Annotated in this window: 17 protein-coding genes; 9 read left to right on the top strand and 8 right to left on the bottom strand. The window is 41.8% G+C overall.

The genetic code is table 11. The features are described from left to right. Window positions 1-446 precede the first annotated feature (446 nt). The 4 genes from ACM0OY_RS33620 to ACM0OY_RS33605 form a co-directional block, all read right to left on the bottom strand. Window positions 447-770: a hypothetical protein gene (locus ACM0OY_RS33620; RefSeq protein ID WP_414573103.1), complete on the bottom strand. Its 324-nt coding sequence runs from the start codon at window positions 768-770 to the stop codon at window positions 447-449. Between the two features lie 174 nt (window positions 771-944). Next, on the bottom strand, window positions 945-3788 hold the full coding sequence (locus ACM0OY_RS33615) for a CHAT domain-containing protein (protein WP_414573102.1): 2844 nt from the start codon (window positions 3786-3788) through the stop codon (window positions 945-947). A 956-nt stretch (window positions 3789-4744) separates the two neighbouring features. Continuing rightward, on the bottom strand, window positions 4745-6334 hold the full coding sequence (locus ACM0OY_RS33610; protein WP_414573101.1) for an alkaline phosphatase D family protein: 1590 nt from the start codon (window positions 6332-6334) through the stop codon (window positions 4745-4747). A 249-nt stretch (window positions 6335-6583) separates the two neighbouring features. Continuing rightward, window positions 6584-7132 carry a PEP-CTERM sorting domain-containing protein gene (locus tag ACM0OY_RS33605; RefSeq protein WP_414573100.1) on the bottom strand — a complete coding sequence of 183 codons (549 nt, stop codon included), beginning with the start codon at window positions 7130-7132 and terminating at the stop codon, window positions 6584-6586. Between the two features lie 674 nt (window positions 7133-7806). Between ACM0OY_RS33605 and ACM0OY_RS33600 the strand changes: the two genes are divergently transcribed. The 4 genes from ACM0OY_RS33600 to ACM0OY_RS33585 all read left to right on the top strand — a co-directional run bounded on the left by ACM0OY_RS33600 (window position 7807) and on the right by ACM0OY_RS33585 (window position 12199). Continuing rightward, entirely contained in the window at window positions 7807-8541 is a 735-nt protein-coding gene (locus tag ACM0OY_RS33600) for a DUF928 domain-containing protein (protein WP_414573099.1), read from the top strand. A gap of 160 nt (window positions 8542-8701) precedes the next feature. Continuing rightward, entirely contained in the window at window positions 8702-10918 is a 2217-nt protein-coding gene (locus ACM0OY_RS33595) for a CHASE2 domain-containing protein (RefSeq protein WP_414573098.1), read from the top strand. A gap of 249 nt (window positions 10919-11167) precedes the next feature. Continuing rightward, the gene (locus ACM0OY_RS33590; protein WP_414573097.1) at window positions 11168-11476 is read left to right on the top strand and encodes a hypothetical protein; all 309 of its coding nucleotides are present in this window, start codon (window positions 11168-11170) and stop codon (window positions 11474-11476) included. A gap of 468 nt (window positions 11477-11944) precedes the next feature. Continuing rightward, window positions 11945-12199: a hypothetical protein gene (locus tag ACM0OY_RS33585; protein WP_414573096.1), complete on the top strand. Its 255-nt coding sequence runs from the start codon at window positions 11945-11947 to the stop codon at window positions 12197-12199. Window positions 12200-12254: 55 nt separating this feature from the next. On the opposite strand, the gene ACM0OY_RS33580 is transcribed toward ACM0OY_RS33585, so the two are convergent. The 3 genes from ACM0OY_RS33580 to ACM0OY_RS33570 all read right to left on the bottom strand — a co-directional run bounded on the left by ACM0OY_RS33580 (window position 12255) and on the right by ACM0OY_RS33570 (window position 17050). Further along, a complete protein-coding gene (locus tag ACM0OY_RS33580) occupies window positions 12255-13436 on the bottom strand; it encodes a M20 family metallopeptidase (protein ID WP_414573095.1) in 1182 nt (393 codons plus the stop codon). A 131-nt stretch (window positions 13437-13567) separates the two neighbouring features. Beyond that, window positions 13568-15598, bottom strand: coding sequence for an FAD-dependent oxidoreductase (locus tag ACM0OY_RS33575; protein ID WP_414573094.1), 2031 nt, complete (start codon window positions 15596-15598; stop codon window positions 13568-13570). A 210-nt stretch (window positions 15599-15808) separates the two neighbouring features. After that, window positions 15809-17050, bottom strand: a complete 1242-nt coding sequence (locus ACM0OY_RS33570) for a hypothetical protein (protein ID WP_414573093.1) — start codon at window positions 17048-17050, stop codon at window positions 15809-15811. Window positions 17051-17454: 404 nt separating this feature from the next. Here ACM0OY_RS33570 and ACM0OY_RS33565 point away from each other — a divergent pair, with 404 nt between their 5' ends. Further along, window positions 17455-18624: a substrate-binding domain-containing protein gene (locus ACM0OY_RS33565; RefSeq protein WP_414573092.1), complete on the top strand. Its 1170-nt coding sequence runs from the start codon at window positions 17455-17457 to the stop codon at window positions 18622-18624. A gap of 56 nt (window positions 18625-18680) precedes the next feature. Here the strand turns inward: ACM0OY_RS33565 and ACM0OY_RS33560 are convergent, their stop codons facing one another. After that, complete coding sequence (locus tag ACM0OY_RS33560; protein ID WP_414573091.1) at window positions 18681-18854, bottom strand: hypothetical protein; 174 nt, start codon at window positions 18852-18854, stop codon at window positions 18681-18683. Here ACM0OY_RS33560 and ACM0OY_RS33555 point away from each other — a divergent pair. From ACM0OY_RS33555 to ACM0OY_RS33540, 4 genes are all read left to right on the top strand, one after another. Beyond that, entirely contained in the window at window positions 18842-19693 is an 852-nt protein-coding gene (locus tag ACM0OY_RS33555) for a helix-turn-helix domain-containing protein (RefSeq protein ID WP_414573090.1), read from the top strand. The genes ACM0OY_RS33560 and ACM0OY_RS33555 overlap by 13 nt on opposite strands. Before the next feature lie 207 nt (window positions 19694-19900). Next, window positions 19901-20377 (top strand): hypothetical protein, encoded by a 477-nt coding sequence (locus ACM0OY_RS33550; protein ID WP_414573089.1) that lies wholly within the window; start codon window positions 19901-19903, stop codon window positions 20375-20377. A 351-nt stretch (window positions 20378-20728) separates the two neighbouring features. Then, window positions 20729-20887 carry a hypothetical protein gene (locus ACM0OY_RS33545; protein ID WP_414573088.1) on the top strand — a complete coding sequence of 53 codons (159 nt, stop codon included), beginning with the start codon at window positions 20729-20731 and terminating at the stop codon, window positions 20885-20887. A gap of 208 nt (window positions 20888-21095) precedes the next feature. Further along, the gene (locus ACM0OY_RS33540; RefSeq protein WP_414573087.1) at window positions 21096-21320 is read left to right on the top strand and encodes a hypothetical protein; all 225 of its coding nucleotides are present in this window, start codon (window positions 21096-21098) and stop codon (window positions 21318-21320) included. The last annotated feature ends 605 nt before the right edge of the window (window positions 21321-21925 follow it).

Raw genomic sequence — 21925 nt, 5'->3', positions numbered from 1 at the left:
CTCTACGGTTAACTTTTCGTTACATAGTTATAAATTTCCCCGCCGACTTACTTACGAGGGTAAAGAAAGTTGTTTTTCTCTTCTGGGTTAGGGTGTATCATTAGTTTACTCTCCGTAATTTTTACTAGAGTTATGAACTTGATTTTCTCTAAGTCTAAATACAGACTATAAATTCAAATTCCAGAATAACTGGTGAAAATTAAGGGTATTGGGCGTTAAGAGCGCTTGTTGAACGGAGCCGCAGACGTTTCTGTTGCTCTGGTGAGGAGTTCTGATCTCCCCTGTGCCCCTCATCTTCTCCATATACAATGCCCAATACTCCTCTACGAGAGGCTGCGCCAACGGCTTATCTAAACTTCACTACTTCGGCTACGCTACTTCGGCTACGCTCAGCACAAGTCGGCACAAGTAGCTCAGTACAAGTGCCCAATGCCCAATGCCCCATATTACTTAGCAATCTCTTCAAAGTCTGTTATTGCATAAGCAAACTCTCTAAAAGCTGTCTTAATTAAAACCTCCTTAGTTCCTCTCTCCAAGGAAGAATTACGTATCAGATCTGTTAATTCTATAAACAGTAGAGAAAACATAAAACGATCTTGGCGGTCAACTTGTTTCAAGCAAGAAAATATAAACTCATAAAGCTCTGTTTTTCTCGGCTTAGTTTGTTCATCCCATATCTGCAACCCAAGCCGAAAAGTTCTCAAACGGATTTCATTAGTATTGTAGGACGTGTCTTTGTAGCGCACTGATACGCGTTGAGGTAAGTCCATGAGTTTTAGCTATGCATATTTAATGTAAAGTAATTATTCACTTATATTTTGCCTCATCCGGAAAAATTTATGTAGGGCATGGGGCATGGGGCATTCGGAGTGGGGGAGGTGTGGGAAGCTTTTTTCTAATCTCCCCACACTCCCCCATCCTCCCATCTCCCCCTTCCCACTCGCTCATCTCCATTCACCTTGCAGGCTAAAAGCTGCCCAATAATAAGGTGCCGTATATTTTTGAGTGCGCCATATTTCTAGCTGGGCTGTCCGCAATGCTGCCGCAGGTTTTAATCCTTCCTGTAGCATCTTTTTATAAAATACTTTCATCAGTTCTGATGTTGCTTGGTCATCTACACTCCACAGACTCACCACAACTCGTGGACTGCCTGCATACATAAATCCCCTAGTTAATCCTACTAATCCTTCTCCTTTAACTTCCTCTCCCAGCCCGGTTTTACAGGCACTAAGTACTACTAGTTCTGCTTGCAGGTTGAGGTTGAAGACATCGTGCAAGCGCAAAAAGCCATTTTGTGGCATTCCTTTGTCGTCAAATAGTGACAGCACTATGCCTGATAGTTCTGGATGTTTGCTGTTGAGAATGCCATGAGTCGCAAAATGAATGATGCGATATTGACTCAAATCGTTGCTAGTTGCAGTGTTACGGCTAGCAGTAAAGTCAAAAGCTTGCTTGGCTTTATTAGCTGGAACAAGGGCGAGAATTTGCTCGGCTTCGTGACGTGTAAATTGCAAACGCCCAAAACTAACTTCTGAGTCTTTAGCAGCTCTATTTAAAGCGAGGGTGTTTAAGTTGCTTTCTGTTACAGCTGGAGGAGAGGTTTGTACTTTACTTTGGAGGCGCTCATCATCAATACTAAAAATGGGATCTGCTAACACAATTAATGTTTTCTCAGCTGGTTTGCGTTGTTTGTGTTCATTTCTGAGAATAGCCACTGTAGAAGCTGAGGGTAAAGTAATAACTTCGTGGTTAATTAGTAATGGTTCATAGCTACTAGTTCCTTGGGAATTAGGTTTAGTCAAAGCAGCAAATGGTACATATTGCAAAGCACCATCGCTAACAACTACTAAGCGTTTATTTTGAAGTTGTGAGGCTACTGGTGCAAGTATAATTTTAGATAGAGCATCTATGGATGGGCTATGTTTGAGATATGGGCTAGTGATTTCTTGACGTAATTTTTGAGCGATCGCTTCAATATCTGCACGCTTGGGTAGTTCGTAACTGGTGATACTCTTATTAGTAACTGCCCACAAATAACTCCGGTTTTCCCCTAAAGAGTATTCTAAAAGTAAGGTGTCCTCATCAAGTACTTGCTGTTGAATTTGCTCAAGTGAAAGAGGTTGAGGTTGAGTCAAAGCTGCATAATGTGGACTGGTGGCGCGGATTTTTGCTTGGACTTGCTGATATTGTTCTAGAACTGCTTGATTTTCTTTTTCTAAAGCTTGCACCTGGGCTTGAGTGTAGTTTCCACCTAATAGCTGTATCCGACGTTTTTCTAAAACATCAAGTTGTTTTTGTAAGTCGCGTTCTTGAGAAAGTAATTTTGGTTCTACGCCTTGGCGAATATCAGCTTTAGCTTCTGTCAGCAGTTCCAAAAGACTGCGGGCACGGGCGCGTTCGCTGGTTTGCAGTGCCAGAGCATCATATCCTTTGGATGGTTCCTGCTTGTGCAGTTGCATCAACAAATCAATATAGAATTGATAATAATTCTGCACTGTAGCAAAATAGGAAGCGCGGAGTTCCTGAGAGTTAATTTTGGTACGCAGGTCTTCAACAATATTGATGACTATTTTGATTTGACTCAGGGCGGCGTTAAGATTGCCCTGTTTGCGTTGGGCAGAGGCAATGTTATAAACAGTGAGAGCTTCTCCTCCTCTATTTCCTACTTTTTGATATAGAGATAGAGATTCTTGGTAATAATCCAGTGCCTTTTGCTGTTCTCCCAAATCTGAGTAAGTTATGCCAATATTGCTGAGGTTAGCCGCTAAGCCTAATTTATTTTCTACAGATTTAAATAGAGGTAAAGATTGCTGGAAATAATCTAGAGCTTTTTGTTTGTCTCCCATCTTCAAGTAAAGATTACCAATGTTATTCAAGGTGCGAGCGTCGCCTAATTTATCTCCTAACTTTTGGCTGATAATCAGAGATTTTTGAAAATAATCTAGTGCTTTTTGTTGTTGTTGTAAATCTGAGTAAATTGTACCAAGATTATTAAGTGCAGTAGATTCTGCTGACTTATCTCCCAATTCTTGATTTAAAGCCAAGGATTGGCTAAGATAATCTAGTGCTTTTTGCTGCTGTCCTAAATGTAAGTAAATCAAACCAATATTATTAATAGTACGAGCTTCTCCTAATTTGTCTTTGACTTCACGCCTGAGGGTAAGGGATTGTTGAAAATAATCTAGTGCTTTTTGCTCTTCTCCTGAGTTTAAGTAGACATTACCAATGTTGTTGATAGTACGGGCTTCTCCGACTTTATCTCCCATCTCTTGCTTGAGTAACAAAGCTTGATGAAAAAAATCCAGTGCTTTTTGCAATTCTCCTATATCTGAGTAGACGCTACCAATGTTGTTGAGGGTAATAGTTTCTCCCTTTTTATCTCCTATCTGGCGTCTGATTAATAAGGCTCGATCTAAATAAAAGAGTGCTTTTTGTTGTTGTCCTAAATCTGAGTAAATTTTGCCCAGGTGAGCGACGGTAAAAGCTTCTGATGAACGATCGCCAATTTTTTGATACAGTGGAAGTGCTTCTTCAAATTTAGCGATCGCCTTTAACAAAGATTCTCCTGTTCCTTGCTCATATAGCTTCTTTCCCTCTTTATATGCCGCATCAGCAGCAGCGCTATTTGCATCGTTGGTCTGTTGTGCAATATTTACCGGATACTCTTTAGCAATTGCAATATTTGATTCTGTAAATAACAAAATGCTGGTAAAAAGAACAATACTACGACCTGCTACAAATGAGATAAATTGCCATTTTGTTGAGTCAGATATTTTAAATTTAGTCATATACATCTGCGTTTTTCTAGCTTCCTAGATTTAGGATTCCCAAAAGCAAGTAAAAAATGTTAGATGCTTATGCACGCACAACTGGTAGCGATTTTTCAAGTAATACCAATTCTGTATGAAGATGCGCTAAACCATAAGTACAAGAAAGAAAAACGAACCGCAAAGGACGCAGCGAAAAGTCGAGCCAGTGCGTTCCTGTCGCCTTGCGTCGGAAAGCAACTGGCGTCGGAGCGCCGGTTTCCGGCGATCTGTTAGCGCAGCGTTAGCGACGTAGGAGCGTCACTTTTCAAGACAAAGAACACAAAGAAAGAAGTTAAAAGAGTTTGGCGCAGCCTCACAAAGAAATGGTATAAGAGGCTACGCTAACGCGGGTATATCCTATATGTAGCAGACTATCTGTGACTTGTGGCGATCGCACTAATTAGTGAGTTAAACTGCGTTTGATTAGGGAATATTGCATCACATTATACTCAGTGATTACTTGAAATTTTATGCCAGCAACTATTCACGCCACAGAAAAAGCACTATTCAAGATTTTTAGTAATGACTTCGCATTTTCCATACCAGCTTATCTGACTTTTCACGGTATCTGGAAAACCCCGCTTCCATTCCTCTCCCCTGCAAGGAGAGAGGCTTTGATTTCTCCCCCTTCCCTAGTAGGGAAGGGGGCTGGGGGGTTAGGTTTTGCGTTAGCTTTTCCACATGACGTGAAAAGTCAGACCAGCTTATCAGCGTCCTTATGCGTGGACAAAAGAGCAAGCGGGTGAATTGTTAAATGATTTGTTGTCTTTTTTAGGAGATGATTCAGAAGTTATTAAGCTGCGGCAAGAAGATTGTTTGCAAACTTTAAGAAAACTATGGCGGCTGTAAGTGCGATCGCTCTCAACCATTGACAAAAGTTGTAGGGGTGTATAGCTGTACGCCCCTACTCGAATTGATACCTGGGAATTAGAAAATTAAGCTGGCTGTATTTCTGGATTACCGTCTTCAACCACGAATGAAGCTCGTTTACTAATGGTGCCAGATGGGGTTGTGACGTTTGACATCACTAAATAATCTGCCTTCCAAGTTGTGGGAGTTAGGGCGCAGCGAACATATCCGCGTTGATTGTTGAAGAATTTGATGTGTGGGTTATCTGGTAAGTAAGCTTCAACTGCGGGGGTGGTGTCTGAGCCATCTCCACCGGAGCTAATTGAAGAACAAACGAATTCACTGCCAAGTGTGGCGGATTCTGGGTTATCAAAGTTGGCCTTCAAATTCATCGCCCAGTGGGAATGCACATCGCCTGCTAGGGAGACTGGATTAGAGGGCTGGCGTTGTCCGAGAAAAGCCATCAAGCGATCGCGGGAAGCCACATAACCATCCCATTTATCCATGCTGTAGGTTCCGCCCGGCCCTGGTGTCATGTCTCGCTGAGCAATGGGTACTTGCTGCGCTAAAACGTTCCACTTGGTTTGTGAGCTACTTAAACCATCAAACAACCAATCCTCTTGTGCTTTACCGGTAATGGTTGCATTTGGATCTAAATTTTCTGCACAACGTTCTTTAGTGCCATCACCACAAGGCTGATCGGTGCGATATTGGCGGGTATCTAAAACATGGAAGGTTGCTAAGTTACCAAAGGCTAGCCGACGATAAAGTTGCATGTCAGGGCCAACGGGACGCGAGAACGGACGCAGTGGCATGTGTTCGTAGTAAGCCTGATAAGCAATAGCCCGCCGTTCCAGGAAGATTACCGGGTCTTGATCTGGCTCTGTATCAATTTCCGAGATATTGTTGGCGTAGTTATTTTCTACCTCGTGGTCATCCCAGGTGACAATCCACGGAAAGGCTGCATGGGCGGCTTGTAGATTGGTATCGGTTTTATAGAGGGCGTGACGATTGCGGTAATCTTCTAAGGTGAAAATTTCTGAACTATTGTGTTTTCTGGGAGTAGTGGTTGAGATTCCCCCTTCATAGATGTAATCGCCAACATGCACTACTAAATCGAGGTCCTCTTGTGCGAGATATTTGTAAGCGGTATAGAATCCCTGCTGATAGTTTTGGCAGGAGACTAGGCCAAAGTTAAATTTACTTAAGTAGCTATTTGCTAAAGGTGCTGTACGAGTGCGACCAATGGGGCTAGAGTCTTGGCCGACAATAAAGCGATACCAATACCAAGTATCAGATTGCAGTCCTTCTACCACAACTCGCACTGAATGAGCTAGTTCTGGGGTTGCCAGTACCGTACCTCTGGAGACAATCTTCTTCATATTGGAATCAGTAGCCACTTCCCAGCGAATTGGTACATTCACTGCTGGCATTCCACCTCCATTTAAGGGTTCGGGAGCCAGACGAGTCCAAATTACGACGCTGGTGGGATAGGGTTCACCCGATGCTACACCCAAAGTAAAAGGATAATTGGAAAATCTGGTTTTGGCGGTCGCTGTTTGATGAGAAAATTGGTTAGCGATCGCAAAACCACTCAATGCTCCTGCCCCGATAATTAAGTCGCGTCGTTTAATTCGACTCTGCAAGAACCGTTCAATATTATGATAATCTACCATTTTTTACTCCTGGTGAACTGGTAATTGGGCAATAGGCAATAGCGGAAAGAAGGTGACCGAATAATTGGATGCAAACCCTAATTTGAATTGTGGAGAAAATTAAACATTTGAAATGAGGTGGTTTGCCGTGATATTTTAATACGTCATAATTCAAATACCCTAATTTGAATTATGGGTATTTGCCTATTGCCTTCTTGTCTATTGCCTTCTTGCCTATTGCCTTTTAATAATGACTAATGACAACCAAGGTTAAGCTTCAACTTTTTTGATGGAAATTAGCTTTTTCTTCATCATTAAGCCAAGGCTACAAGCTAACAAAGTGCCAGTTAAGGCTGTAGGTTCAGGTACTCTTGTATAAGAAACTGTACCGGAAATAACTTCCGCATCTGGGGAAGTTGGGGAGAAAATTGTAAAATCCTCACCAATAATTTCGTAGCGGAGAGAATTGGCAGGATTAGTTTTGTTGTCGAATGTATAGTCTAACGCTAAAGATGTTTTTCCTGTTGAAAATAACGTTGAATATACAAGGGGAAAGTCTGGATAATCGATATCATCTTGTTCGGTGTAAAGCGTAGAATCGCCATCAAATTGGAAAGATAGAGAGTTGGCGATCGCTATCGGGTTTTCTTCATTGAAAGTTGAATCATCAAAGCTAAAAAAACCATTTCCCTTAGCGGTTGGACTATCAACGCTAAAAGTATAATTAATAATTCCCGCAGATACAGGTTTTGCATCTAAAGTCGCAAAACCTATAGTCAAACTAGCAGCAGTAAGCACTAATTTTGGAATCAATTTCATCTTTTGCTTTCCTCACGATAAACTTCTGCAAGCAATACAGAATGTGAACTACAGCAGAATTCAAAATTCAGAATTGGGAAGTAAAACAGGTTTAATACCTGGCTACAGACCTAGTATGCCTACTTCAGATTTCTTCAAATCCTTTGTATTAATTAGTTTGTTGTTAATTAATACATCTATTATCTGATTTTCTAAGCAATAGCTTGTCACCCCTGATTACATTGATGACAATAAATATTCGATTATTCAATTTGAAAAACAAAGAGACAAGTTTTCCAATGCTTCAAACAACCACATACTAGAATCCTAAGTTTAAGTTAAGTTTAATCATCGGTAAAAATCGCAGTAAATTTATTTTGCCAATCAAAGACTTACTAAAACTCAAGACGTTTTTAGGAAAAATTTTTGGCTGAATTGTAGTGATATAATTTATGTCTAAAAATCTGCCTAAATAATTTACATAAAACTACATACTGTAGCCTCAAAGCTTTAGATGCCTGACTTCTTAGAGAGTGCAGGATATTGGTAGGTGAAGCTTCATTTGATTGATAATTTGTAGTTGATTGTAGTTGAATGTAAAATCTCAGCCTGCTTTTGGGAATACTTTATTTAGTCAACTGATAGTTGGCAATTTGAGCTATCCAATCTAGAACCAAGGCATTTTGAGATAAATTATGAAATTGATTAAGTCATCTCAATATTTTCTAGTCTTTTCCTTACCTTTATGTTTGAATTTCACTGACTCTACTTTCACAGCACAGGCTCAGTCATACCAACCAAACAAAACTTGGCAAATTAGTCAAACATTTAAGCCACCGAAGCGGGGAGCGCCTCCGGTAAGTGCTGGTGGTTCAACTCGTGGTGGCTCTTGTCTGACAGGCAAAAAACTCATAACTCCCTTAACCCCTCCAAATAAATTAGGACTAACACTTGGTGAACGTCCAACATTTTTTTGGCATATACCTGAATCTTCAGTGAAAACAGCTAAGTTTTTGCTTTTTGCTGATAATGACCAGACACTATTTTATGAAACATCTTTTATACTTCCAAAGAAATCTGGAATTGTTAGCTTTACACTTCCTGACAGCGCTCCAGCACTGGCAGTAAATAAAACTTATCACTGGTACATGACAATTGTTTGCAATGCTGAAGACTCCAGTGAAAATCCGATTGTAGATGGATGGGTGGAACGAATTAAACCGGAATTAGCATTGTCTGAGGCGTTAGCAAAAGCAAATTTGCGGAAATTGCCCGCCATCTATGCAGAAGCTGGAATTTGGCATGAAGCCCTGACTACTTTAGTGCAGCTACGCCGGACTGAGCCGAATAATTTAAAAGTGAGACTGGATTGGAGAGAATTTTTCAAATCAGTAAATTTAAGTGCGATCGCTTCAAATCCAGCAATTTAAATATGGGGGATTGGGTATTAGGGGTGAGGAGTAGAGACGCGATTAATCGCGTCTGTACAAGAGTTAGGATTAATTGCGTCTGTACAAGAGTTAGGAGTTAATAATTATTCGCCTTGTCCCCTTATCTACCCATTTTCCCATTTCCCTATTCAATATTATTATGTGGAAAAACCTGAAATCCCAAATTTGGCAATGGCGGGGCGTTTTATTTGCAGTTCCTAATATTACAATTTTGGTGATTGCACTACGCTTAACTGGATTACTGCAATTATTGGAATTGGCTGCACTAGATCAATTTTTTCTTCTCCGCCCACAAGAAGCAGTTGATAGTCGTATAGTGATAGTTGAAATTAATGAAGCAGATATCCGCAAACAGGGACAATGGCCAATGTCGGATGCGGCACTTGCCAATGTATTAGAAAATATTAAACAGCAGCAACCTAGAGCGATCGGTTTAGATCTTTATCGGGATTTACCTGTAAATCCTGGTCATCAAGCTTTAGTTAAAGTGTTTGGATCTACCCCAAATTTGATTGGCGTACAAAAAATTTCTGATAGTTTCGATAGTTCTTCAGTTGATGCATCTCCAGTTCTCAAACAACGCCACCAAATTGGAGCAAACGATCTACCTTTAGATGGCGATGGCAAAATTCGCCGAGGCTTGCTTTATCTAAATTTAAAAAATGATGACATTCTGGAAAGTTTTGCTTTGAAACTAGCTTTGCTGTACTTACAACCTGAGGGTATTACTGCCAAGCCAGCAGCAAATAACTCTAATTATTTGCAGTTAAACTGGGGTATTTTTCCTAGTTTTGAAGCTAACGATGGGGGTTATGTCCGAGCAGATGCAGGAAGTTATCAAGTACTTTTAAATTATCGAGGAAGAATACAACAATTTATCAAAGTTTCCCTGACAGATTTACAAGAGAAACGCATTCCACAAAACTTAATGCGCGGTAAGGTGGTATTAATTGGGGCTACAGCTGAAAGTTTGAAAGATTTATTCTATACGCCTTACAGCAGCAATGTACTTACCGATCCAGAACGTATGGCGGGTGTAACAATTCATGCTAATTTAATTAGTCAAATTTTGAGTGCGGCTTTGGATGGCCGTTCACAGATTAAGACTTTACCTGAATCAATAGAATGGCTATTGATTTTTGGTTGGTCAACTATTGGTGCGATATTGTGTTGGGTACAACGCCAAAGCAATAACCAGAAGATTTTCCTAGCTGTTGGTCTGGCGGGTGGCGGTTTACTTAGTGGTAGCTTTTTAGCATTTCTAAGTGGTTGGTGGATTCCCGTTGTTCCTTCACTGTTGGCGTTAGGAGGTTCTGCGATCGCACTTACTCAGTATATCGCCCAAGGTTCTGCCCAGATGCGAAAAACTCTCGGTCGTTATCTCACTGATGAAATCGTCGCCAATATTCTGGAAACTCCTTCTGGGTTAAAGTTGGGAGGAGAACGTAGAAAAGTTACAGTTCTCGTGTCTGATTTAAGAGGATTCTCGGCTATTTCTGAACAATTATCTCCTGAGGAAGTAGTCAGAATTCTCAATCTTTATCTGGGAGCAATGACGGATGTAATTAATCAATATAAAGGTACGATTAATGAATTTATGGGCGATGGCATTTTTGTGATCTTTGGTGCGCCAATTAGTCGCAATGATGATTCTCAAAGAGCAATCGCTTGTGCTATTGCTATGCAATTGGCAATGCAACAAGTAAACGAACAAAATCAACAAATGAATTTACCAATCCTCGAAATGGGAATTGGAATTAATACAGGCGAAGTTGTGGCGGGAAATATTGGTTCTCAAAAACGCGCCCAATACACAGTTATTGGTAGTCATGTAAATTTGGCTGCCCGAATTGAAACTTATACTGTGGGCGGGCAGATTTTGATTTCCGAAAATACCTCTAAAGATGCAAATATTGACCTCAAAATTGCTGGAGATTTACAAATAAAACCGAAGGGTATCAAAGACCCGGTGACGATTTTTGACATTCGTGGAATTGGTGGTCAATATAACTTGTGGTTGCCTGAAGATGATGAAACAATGGTCAGCCTCAATCATGAAGTGCCTGTAGAATATAGCATTTTACAAGGAAAACAAGCAGGTGGAACAATATTTACAGGAGCTTTAGTTTGCCTTTCAGAAAAAACAGCGCAACTGCAATCTTTACATTCTTTAGAACCATTGATTAATCTCAAACTCAAATTGTTAATTGAACCACAACTAGCTACCGAAGAAGAACATATTTATGCCAAGGTAATTAAACAAACTGATGTTGACAAACATCTTTTTTTGATTCGATTTACAGCCATTCCTCCAAAAGCGATCGCATTTGTCAATGCACTCTGTCAAACTGAGTGATACTAGCGCATCAATAAGGAGATGCAAATACGGCAACCCAAAAAAGTAGGTAGTCCAGTTTTTTAAAAATAGTAACAATTGTTGCTGATAGAACCAGGCGATCGCTGTAAAATTTTGGACTTAAGCGCGATCGACCTCTAATAAATCCTTAATAATTTGTAATTAATCATATGAATAACTAATTTTAGTTTTGGGTATAAAAAACATAATTCCTTGTCAAACTGAGACTAAATTACATCCAAAAGAGAAATGACGAACGTAGAAAAATTTCAGAAACTAGTAGACCTTGCAAATGAATATGGGATTATTTGCCAGCCAACACCAGAAGAATGCTTGATTGCATCCTTGCCTGGAGACGATGATTTCTTATTAGCTTTTACTTGGTCTAGTGCAATTGAAGGAGAACCGCCAGAACATGAATTAATAGCAATTAGCGTACAGGATCTAGTCAAAGAAGTTACCGTTGCAGCTTGGCAGATTCCTATTTATTTATTCGGAAACGTTTTAAGGCAGGCTCAGATGCTTGTCGCTGCCCACAAAGATTTTTGGTGTTGTTGAATCAAGAGATGATTCTTGTAGAGCGGGCATCCGGAGTGCCTGGAAATACAAAGGACGGGCTTTTCGGCTCATCTTACAAAGCCTCCAAAATCATCCCGCTTTTCCTGCAACGCTTAATAACTAATATCTCTATTAACGGTGGCGCAGATTTTTATTCCAAAAGCAATGTCTGACAATATTTCAATAACTTCGCCTGAACTTCATCTTTTGACTAAATTCAATAAGCAAAATCCGCAATTGCTTTCTCAAAAGCAGCTTTGACTTTCTCATTTCGGTATATTTAGCAAGCAAAAGCAACTTTGACTTTCTCAAAAGCAGCTTTGACTTTCTCATTTCGGTATATTCAGCAAGCAAAAGCAACTTTGACTTTCTCAAAAGCAGCTTTGACTTTCTCATTTCGGTATATTCAGCAAGCAAAAGTAGCTTTGACTTTCTCATTTCGGTATATTTAGCAAGCAAAATCCGCAATTGCTTTCTGATTTCGGTACATCCAAATGCGGCGATGGCAAATATTTTTACCCCGGTGTGGTGCGCGAATTAGAGGCACTGGGGGAACTCCCCTACCTCAAACCCTATTCAACCCGGCATACATTCGCTACTTGGGCTATTGCTTCTGGGGTGACACCAGACCGCGTGGCGCTGTGGATTGGGGATGAAGTTTCAACTGTCTTGCGGTGTTACTGTCACCCAAACCTAGTAGATTCAGAATGTCCCGATTTTTAATGCTACTTGATTACTGCTAGGCAATTGCAACTCAAAACGCTTGTTTTTGGGGCATTTACCCTTGTTGCCAGTATTTATAAGCCGCGTAGGCCATAGTCACAACCCCGGTGATAATGGCAGATTCATCAACTTCAAATTGGGGATGGTGTAATGGGTGGTTAATGATTCTTTCTTTGTAGCCTACACCCAAGCGAAACATTGAACCAGGGGCGTGTTCTAAATACATAGAAAAATCTTCAGCACCAAGGGAGGGTTCGGGTAAGACTTGAACGCGATCGCTACTCCAAGCTTCTTCTGCGGCTGATTGTAACAATTGTGTCAGAGCATAATCATTTTGCACACTAGGTACACCTTGGCGATAATTGACTTGATAGCTTGCCCCATAAGCACGGCAGACGCTAGCTACAATATTTTCGATCCAATTTGGCAGATGGGCACGGGTTTCGGGATGAAGCGATCGCACTGTTCCCAATAACTGTACTTTATCAGCAATAACGTTGTGCGCTCTGCCACCATTAATCTTACCAATGCTCAACACTACAGGACGTAACGGATTCTGTGTCCGGCTGATGGCTTGTTGCAATGCAGTAATCACTTGAGCTGCAACCCAAATGGCATCAATCGCTTCATGGGGACGCGCCCCATGTCCAGATTCGCCAATAATCAAAATTTCTAACTCATCAGCAGCAGCAGTCAACGCCCCATACCGCACCCCAATAGAACCTGCTGGTATAGAAGGGAAAACATGAACCCCTAATATAGCTGAGACGTTTTCCATCGCCCCATCTTTCACCATCCAGTTTGCCCCTTGGGAAATTTCTTCGGCTGGCTGAAACAAAAACCGCACTTTACCACCCAACTCCTCTGCTATTTGGGCAAGTATCATTGCCGTTCCTAATCCCACTGTGGTGTGGACATCGTGACCGCAAGCGTGCATCACACCAGCTGCGCGAGAAGCGTATTCCAAATCAGCGCTCTCTTGAATTGGCAAAGCATCCATATCCGTGCGAATTGCCAATAAACGCTCACTTAGCTTAGTATTTTGCAGTTCTCCAATAACGCCTGTTTTACCGATCCCTTCCTGCACATGTAAACCACTAGAAGACAAAACACCAGCTACAAAGGCGGCTGTTTGGTACTCCTGACCGCTGAGTTCAGGGTGAGAGTGAATGTGGCGGCGAATTTCAATTAAGCGAGGTGCTAGTTTTGCTGCTAAGTCTTTAATACGAATAAGCATCGATATCAATTAATCTACAGGCTTGCTTCCATGATAAGGAACTGTTAACAAACAGAGCCGAAAATAGTGGTTTTTGGGGATTAGGGACTAGGTGCTATTTTCCTAATACCTAATACCCAACACCCAATACCCTATCGCCAATCTTCCCAGTTTTGGTTAAAAATGGATGTATCCGGGAAGGCAGTCGGGTTACCATTTTTTTGCAACAAGCGTTTGAGTGCTTCGAGCTGTGGTTCTGCTTTGGGTAAATCATCGACTAGTTGGTAAGGTGCGATCGCATTTTTAATCGCAAAGCTAGCAACTGTTCCCGCAGCTGCACCAGCCGACCACTCAAAGGAATGTACTCGATAAGCAGCAGCGGCAATATGACTAGTACCAATACTCTTACCTCCTACCAGCAAATTGTCAATTTTCTGGGGAATCATGGCTCTCAGGGCAATTTGGAAGGGATAAGCTTGACCAGCACCGCGTCTTTCACCTGCACGTTCTGTGTTACCAGGGGCTTCTGGGGGACTATTGGTCATACAAGGATGGAAATCTATGGCGTAGTGACCAATACCTATAGCGTCGGGGAAAATGGTAGAACGAGTCCGGCGCATTACTTTGTCTGGTGAAACCTCACCCGCAATTACAGATGTAGCTTCCAATCCTGCAAGGGCGGCTGTTAATTGCCGATACATATCTGGTGGTAGAGTCTTGCGGTAATATTCGTCGTTGTAATTGCGACGAGAAATATCAATTTCCCAAATCGTAAAGCCTCCTGGTTGCCCCCAACTAGGGCGGCCAATGATGCGGCGTCCTTCTCGCATATAGGGATATTTCGATAAGCCATGTACTGTCCCCATTGGCGATTTTAGCCCCGCCACAAAGCGGTTATTAGTTCGCTGCTGCTTCACACCTTCCCCTAGTTGAGAGTCTGTAGTTCCAGCCACGAACCAGTAATAGTAAGATAGGGCATTTTCCTCACCTTTGCGGAGGGTTTCTGTCCGCAGTCCTCCCATCCAACCCCCTGGCTGTAACTGTCCAGTACCTTGTAACTGTTGGCGAGTGTAAATTAGGTTATCCTTGGCTGTTCCGGGGCGATAGTCGTTACCCCAAGTCCAGTTTTGCATAGAGATATCCCCTGGTGTCGCCGCATTAAAAGTTACACCACCGAATTTTGTTGGTTGTCCTTTTTTGGGACTCCAAATGCGACGGTAGGTGAAAACTAAGTCAAAATTAGCCAGCCGTGTCAATTCATAACTAAAATATGGCGAATATTGTAAATAAAATGGGGGCATTGTCTGGGGTTGGGGTTCCTTAGTTGCCTCCATTGCAAAAGTGTAGGTAAAGCCTTGAGGGCAATAAGGATCGTTGGTGGTGCTGGAAGCAGAAGGTTCCAGGTAAGAACGGGCATCAATGCCTAAGCGATAGGGGACATCAGCAAGGGCGATAATTTCTCCGGTTTCGCTGGCGTCTATAACATACCACTTGGGAGCATCTCCTTTAGTTTGCTTGGGAATCAAACGGAGAATAGTTTTGGTAAATCGAGACGAGTTATCGTAGCGATAGGCGTCTTCAATGACTTGAGATAAAGTAAAGGTGTTAAGAACTGGTGCGCCTTTTGCTGGTTGATGTTGGATAGCGATCGCACTATTAATTAACTTACCATCAGCACCGATTTCTAAATCCTTAATTACCGTGTTGGGAAACCATTGCAGCTTTCCCTTGCCTTGCTTTTCGGCATCTTTGAGCATCTGAGCCAAAATGGCGTGAGCATCACGGGGAAGAAAACAAGAGTCACTAACCCAGCAATCACCGGGATTCAGTTTACCGTATTTACGCTCAATGCGGTTTCGCAATTCCAGATAGCCGCGAGAATAGAATTGCTTCGCCCGTTGGGTCGGACGTTCATCTAATGCAGATGTCCCTTGGGCAGAAATTTGTCCTCCTAGCCAGTCGGTAATTTCCGTCAGACAAACCGTTCGTCCTGCGAGTAACCCCTCATAAGCTGTAGCGGCACCGGATAGTCCGCCACCCACAACTAAAATATCGCAATTAACATTTTTATCTGGGGTTCTCGGTGGTGTTGCATTTGCCCCATCAAGTGCTATTAAGCTAGATATTAAATTGAGACCGAACAGCGATGTCAAACTATAAGCTACTTTGTGTCTACGCTTCATCGTTAAGTAAACCTCTTCAAATCCTCTATCACCTTGTAGACGGTAGCATCCAAGAAATGTCGATCACAAGTATATTGAATTGGGCATTGGGCATGGGGCATGATGGGGCATGGGAAGAGGCAGGGGGAAGGGGCAAGGGGGAGAATGAAAAATTACCTCTTTCCCCTCTGCTCCCTGCTCCCTACCTCCTCATCTCCCTCATCTCCCCATTCACTCAAATATTGGCCCACGCACCCCGCTAACACCAGATACTTTTCCAGCCTTAGTATTAGCCGCAGACCCTACGTAGTAGCCACCGGCAAAATTTAAGCCTGTGTCAGTTAGCAAAAAGAAAGCACGATAGAGAACATCTAACTTTTCTTCTTTAATAACGCCGGAATCATCAATGAAGGGTAACGTTACTTTTTGGTGTTCAACCTGACGCTGGACTACGGCAAGGGTATGATTTGCACGAAGTTCACGCACTAAATTAATCCATTTTTGCGCTCTTTGATAAGACCCAACTGTAACACCTCTGGAGCCATAAGATTGCTCTGGTGTTAAAACTTTGAGAACAAACTTTTGGCGTTCAGGAATTTCTTCGCTGATTTCAGATAATAATCTTATTTCTGGAATAATTGTTTGAGCAATTTCAATATTTAACCCCGCCTGTTCCCATATACTAGTTTCGCTAAAAATCGAAGCTAATCCTAACTTAGACATTAATAGCTCGGGATGAGGTTCTATCTCTATTTGACCTTCTACCCAAGACTGTAAAAGCAATTTGAGATTACTTTTTAAGGGTGAATCAGCTTCGGCTTCTATTTTCCAAGGGTCAAAATAGCGGTGAAAATGAAGTTTATCTTGCTGCAAAAATTCTGGCTTTAATTCACCTAATAGATGCACTTGTTGATCGGAATCCCCAGACATTTCTTGGATAAAAAAGCGGGCATCGTAATAATCTAAATCTTTTTGAGTTAGGAGAACATGAATACGATCGCAGATGTGGGTACGATACTGCTGAGCTAGAGTCGATTCACAACCCCATACTTTCTGAAAAAGGGTAATAATTCCCAAGCCACTGGGATTATGCTCGATTTCAAAGACTTGGGGTGTTCCTGCTACGGATGTAAAATCAACACGCATTAGACGTGGAATTTTTGCAGCACCTATTTGGTTTAACTGACTTTGAAGAGGTGTTTGATTAAAGGGCGGCCATCTTTGCAGACCTAACTCCCAGGCTTTTGGTAAGGTGTCAATAAAGTTTTGCAGAAAAGTTGTGAGAATGGTAATTTCATTATGAAGATACAAAGGTTTGATCCCAACGTTGAAGGAACAGTTACAATCTTCTTTGTATTTTTGAATAGGTTGGAATTTCTCCATCGCTTCGTGTTCATCTGTCAACACAGATGCTGTCTGCAATTCGAGCAAGTCCTGAGGACTAGCTGAAGTATATTCTTTATTTGCTGACATTTATACCTTGTTCTTAAATACACCATTAACCTGAGTGTAAATGGATTTAAGTATTTTTGTCTATCAATTTTAAATCCAGCTATCAGCTATTTTCTGTCTACCTTTTGCGATCAAAAGCTGAGCTTTGGCGGGGTGGGATAATGCAATACAGTTTGCATCTACCATTCTAGAAAATTGCTGTTGCAAATACAGCAGCTAAAAAACAATCTTCAGCAAAAAAAATTGCGAATCGCAAGGAAAATTGCAAAATGTATGGTATTCTTTGAATATAGGGAATCAAAACAGCCAAAGCAAAGTCATGTTGTCCAAGAGAAATGAGATAAATTCCAAGACTAAGCTTTCGCCTTGGCAGATGCGAGTTAAATCCGCGCTCGGCTTTTTGAAACTGAGAGTAGCTCAAGCCAATGAAGCAGGATAACGATCTCCGTAACAACTTGAAGTCAATTAGAACCCGTCTAGGCATGAGCCAACAAGATTTGGCAAACCTAGCTGGAGTTACACGTCAAACTATTAGTGGTGTAGAGTCGGGACAATACGCTCCCTCAGTGGCCATAACACTTCGCTTAGCAAAGGCGCTTGGCTGTCAAGTTGAGGATTTATTCTGGTTAGAGCGGGATTTACCTGAAATTGAAGCAGTACTTTCCAAACCCCTCCCCACTGGCCAGCAGACACGAGTTAGTCTTGCTCGTGTGGGAGGGCAATGGGTAGCTTATCCCTTAATTGGCAAAGATGCGTTTCGCCAAGACATGATTCCCGCTGATGGTGAAGCAGTTGCGGTGAGTCACCCTCTTGTGGAGGGTGAGGATGAGAGTCCGATAAATCCAGACAAAGTTCGAGTCAGGCTCTTAGACGATAATCTGGAAACACTTCACAACACCGTTGTGATTGCTGGGTGTGCTCCTGTGATTTCATTATGGGCGAGGGCTACCGAACGTTGGCATCCTCAACTACGAGTCCAATTTAATTTTGCCAACAGCATGTCTGCATTGCACAGTCTATGCCGAGGTGAGGCACACATCGCTGGGATGCACCTTTATGATTCTGAGACTGGTGAGTATAATACTCCTTTTGTTCGAGACGTTCTGGCTGGAAGGGAAGCAGTTTTGATTACCCTTGGTGTTTGGGAGGAGGGACTTTTGGTTAAGTCTGGTAACCCAATGGGAATCAGAACAGTTAGAGATTTAGTCTCAGAGGGCGCTACTATTGTCAACCGCGAAATCGGTGCTGGTACTCGTTTACTTTTGGAACAAACACTCCAAAAAGAGCAAATACCCTTCAATGCTGTCCAGGGTTTTGACTATATTGTTACAAGCCACCAAGATGTTGCCCAAGCTGTAGTATTAGGAGTTGCGGATGCAGGTATTAGTACAGCATCTGTAGCTACCGCCTTTGGTCTGGGATTTATCCCGCTACATCAATCAAGATATGACTTAGTGATTCTCAAGGAATATCTGGAAGAAGCCCCAGTACAGCAGTTGCTTAGTACTTTGGGACATCGGATGGTTCACTCACAATTTGAAATTCTCGGCGGCTACGATATCAGCAAAATCGGGGAAGTTGTAGCGACGGTTTAGAGTAGATTGCTTTTGTCAGGTTGGTTGTGTGGTTTCGGGAAAAACTTTGCGTAAATTTAAATTCCTGTTGTGATCGCTCTTTTACCAATCTTTGTGCGTTGGCTGCTGGGAAATTCCATGACAAAGATAATGGCGATCGCTTTTGAGCAGTTATGTCCTGTGCTAAAAAGTGTTCTATTCAGCGTATCCTTGATGTCGATGAACTCATTAGACTCGCATGAAGGAAACATGGATTTCTAAGCGTCGCACCCTTCAATTATCTGGATTGACCATCGATCGCCATGTCTCAGAACCGAATGAGCTTGACTTTCTAGGATGTAACGATCATCTCCTTTGCCTTCTGTTAAGTGACGGCAATCAGCAAAAAATGACTCGTATTGGTGAACAGGAATCTGAAACATCTCAAATTAAAGGAGATTTCTGGATTTGTCCTGCTAAGACATCAGGGCTTTGGGCATGGAACAGCACCGATGAATCATTGATGTTTTTGATTGACCCACTCTTTCTAAGTCGAACAGCGGAACAAGTAAGTGGATTGGATGCAAGCTATGTTGAATTGCTCAGTACGATAGGTGCGCGCGATCCACACATTGAAGCGATCGCTCACTTGTTTCAGGCAGAGCTTGACATGACTGGCATCGGCGAATCACTTTATACCGAATCGCTGATGCAAGTATTGATTATTCACTTGCTAAGACACTACTGTACGCTCAAACCCAAAATTCAGCATATTGGGGAAAGTTTTCCTAAACATCGGCTCCAGCCTGTATTGGATTACATCCACAGCTATTTAGATCGACCGCTTCATTTAGCTGAACTAGCAGCAGTTGCGGGTATGAGTCAGTATCATTTTTGTAGATTGTTTAAGCAGTCCATAGGTATCGCGCCTTATCAATATGTGCTTCAACAGCGAATGGAAAAAGCAAAGGAGCTATTGCGCCAAGGAAAACACAAGATCGCAGAAATTTCTCTGCTCGTTGGCTGTACCGATCAAAGCCGCTTTGCCAGACAATTCAAGAAGCATTTTGGAGTTACACCAGGGTTATTACTAGGTAAAAAGTTGCCATAATGTGCCCGAATTTTAATTGATTCTCTAATCTAGAACTTTGCGATCGATCGCACAATAGCAAGAATGACCTCAATCATTCCATAAATTCCGCAAGAAACGCCTATCTTCCATCCTATAAATTAAAGTACACTCTCTGAGTAAGTAATACAGTTTAGGTAAGATTCACTTCGTTTTCTTAGCCAGATAATTAAACCGAAATATACTACTATGCATCGAGAAAAACTCGCTAAATGGCTGCTTGTCGCTGCTGCGATTTCAACCTTGACAATTCCGATTGGTGTTGATGCAGTTTTATTGGCAAACGGTCACATGAACAACCCTGCTTGGTTGCCTCACGCCAAGCTCCACTGTGCCATGTCATTCTTTGCGGCGGCATCACTAGGAAGTGCAGCCTTAGCAATTTTGAAGGTACGTCCGACGAGCGATCGCTTTTCAATGGGATTGGCTGCCTTTCTCGGCTCTGCGTTCTGGATTGGGCTGATTGCTGCCGGATTTTGGCCCGGAACTTCATACGGCTTTCTCAACGATCCGGTTCTAGGCAATATTCGTGAACCTGAGTTAGGTGGAATCTCGATTTATCCAAATGTTGTGGTAGCTGCAATCGCGATCGCGATCGCAACCGCGGGTTATTGGTTAACCGCACCGACAAAGTTAACTGAACAAAATGTCACTAAGAAAACGTAAAACCTTTGTTCTGCTGGGTGTAGGAAAGAACCATAATAATGCTTAAAGCGTTGCGACTTTGAACCAGCGGCATAACACTACATTGGTGCGGACGGAACAGAGGCGATCTGTCCAAGGTTTTTAGTCATTAAAACTACTTCATACCTCTTACGTATTTTCTGACGAATGATTCCGGATTGCTATAGAAGAGATGCTGACTCACATGCCTACTGATACCAATTCACTAAAAGTTTAAAACAGATGCAAATCTAGAAACCCTTGTAAAACAAGGATTTCTTAATTTTGAATTTTGTTAGCGCAGCTAAGCCGTGTCCGCGAGCGTTATTTTGAATTTTGAATTGGTATGAGTAGGTGGCACAGCTACACCAAGCCGCACTATGTACTGATGAAAAGCTGATTTTTAGCTTGCTCGAGCAAATTCCTGAAGAATCTGCTCTTTTGGCAAACACTTTGTCTGCTTGGGTTAATAACTTTCGTATTGATAAAGTTATTGATTTAACACAAACTTAAGAAATGATTTATACACGAATGGCATCAGGTTACAGCACATGGTATTATCCAAATACTCACTAGATAATTTAGGATAAGTATTATGCTTGTTTAAATGATTCAAAGAGTTGCTTTTTAAAATGTGCTTTTAATAATAGCTAGAAATAGATTTTAGCACTTCCAAAGCATTTGATTCTTATTAAAACACTCGAATAAATAGTTATTTTCTATGAGCCAACACTTTTTTCACGATGAAATCAGCCTAGCAGAAAAAGCAGAAGAGTTGGGAAGACAAGCAATGAAGTTGGGACTAATTCCTTCATTTGTTGTTCATCATTTCCCTGATAGCTGGGAATTTTACATCCCCGATCAAAAAACTTCAGTCCCTTTGACACCAGAAGAGGCTTACCTAAAATTGAAAAAATTAGTTGAATCTTCTTCATCGACAGTATAGGCTCAGCTATATTTCTAATAGTAAAAATCATCAGGTATTTCAGTTTAAAAAACATCCCATCCCTGCGGGACGCTCCGCGAACGTAGGGGCGCACAGCTGTGCGCTCCTACAAATGTACAAATATAGCCGTAGTCACACAGGTTAGGACATTTTGAAAGCATGGAAGCTAGGAATAGTAATACTTTTACCTCCTGCCTCCTCTGACTTTTCACGTCATGTGGAAAAGCTAACGCAAAACCTAACCCCCCAGCCCCCTTCCCTACTAGGGAAGGGGGAGAAATCAAAGCCTCTCTCCTTGCAGGGGAGAGGAATGGAAGCGGGGTTTTCCAGATACCGTGAAAAGTCAGCTGCCTTCTGCCTTCTGCTATAATTTGGGATAATTTCTTTTTTGGAAGTCCCTGAGTAAAAACCCAGTTAATTCAGGGTTTTGGCAATCAAAACTGACATTTTTTACATATTTTATTAGGGTTTTATTTATGAAAATTCCCCTGATACCAATTCACGAAAATTCTGATACAAATGATTAGTCTTTAAATTCTTTCCCCCTGCTCCCTGCTCCCTGCCCCCCTGCTGCCTATTTGTATCGATTTTAAAGTGAAATGGTA

Origin of the sequence: Nostoc sp. CCY 9925, from assembly GCF_963920935.1 — a bacterium.
GTDB lineage: Bacteria > Cyanobacteriota > Cyanobacteriia > Cyanobacteriales > Nostocaceae > Nostoc.
Note: the sequence above shows the minus strand (reverse complement) of the source record. Positions and strands in the feature narration are given on the sequence as shown.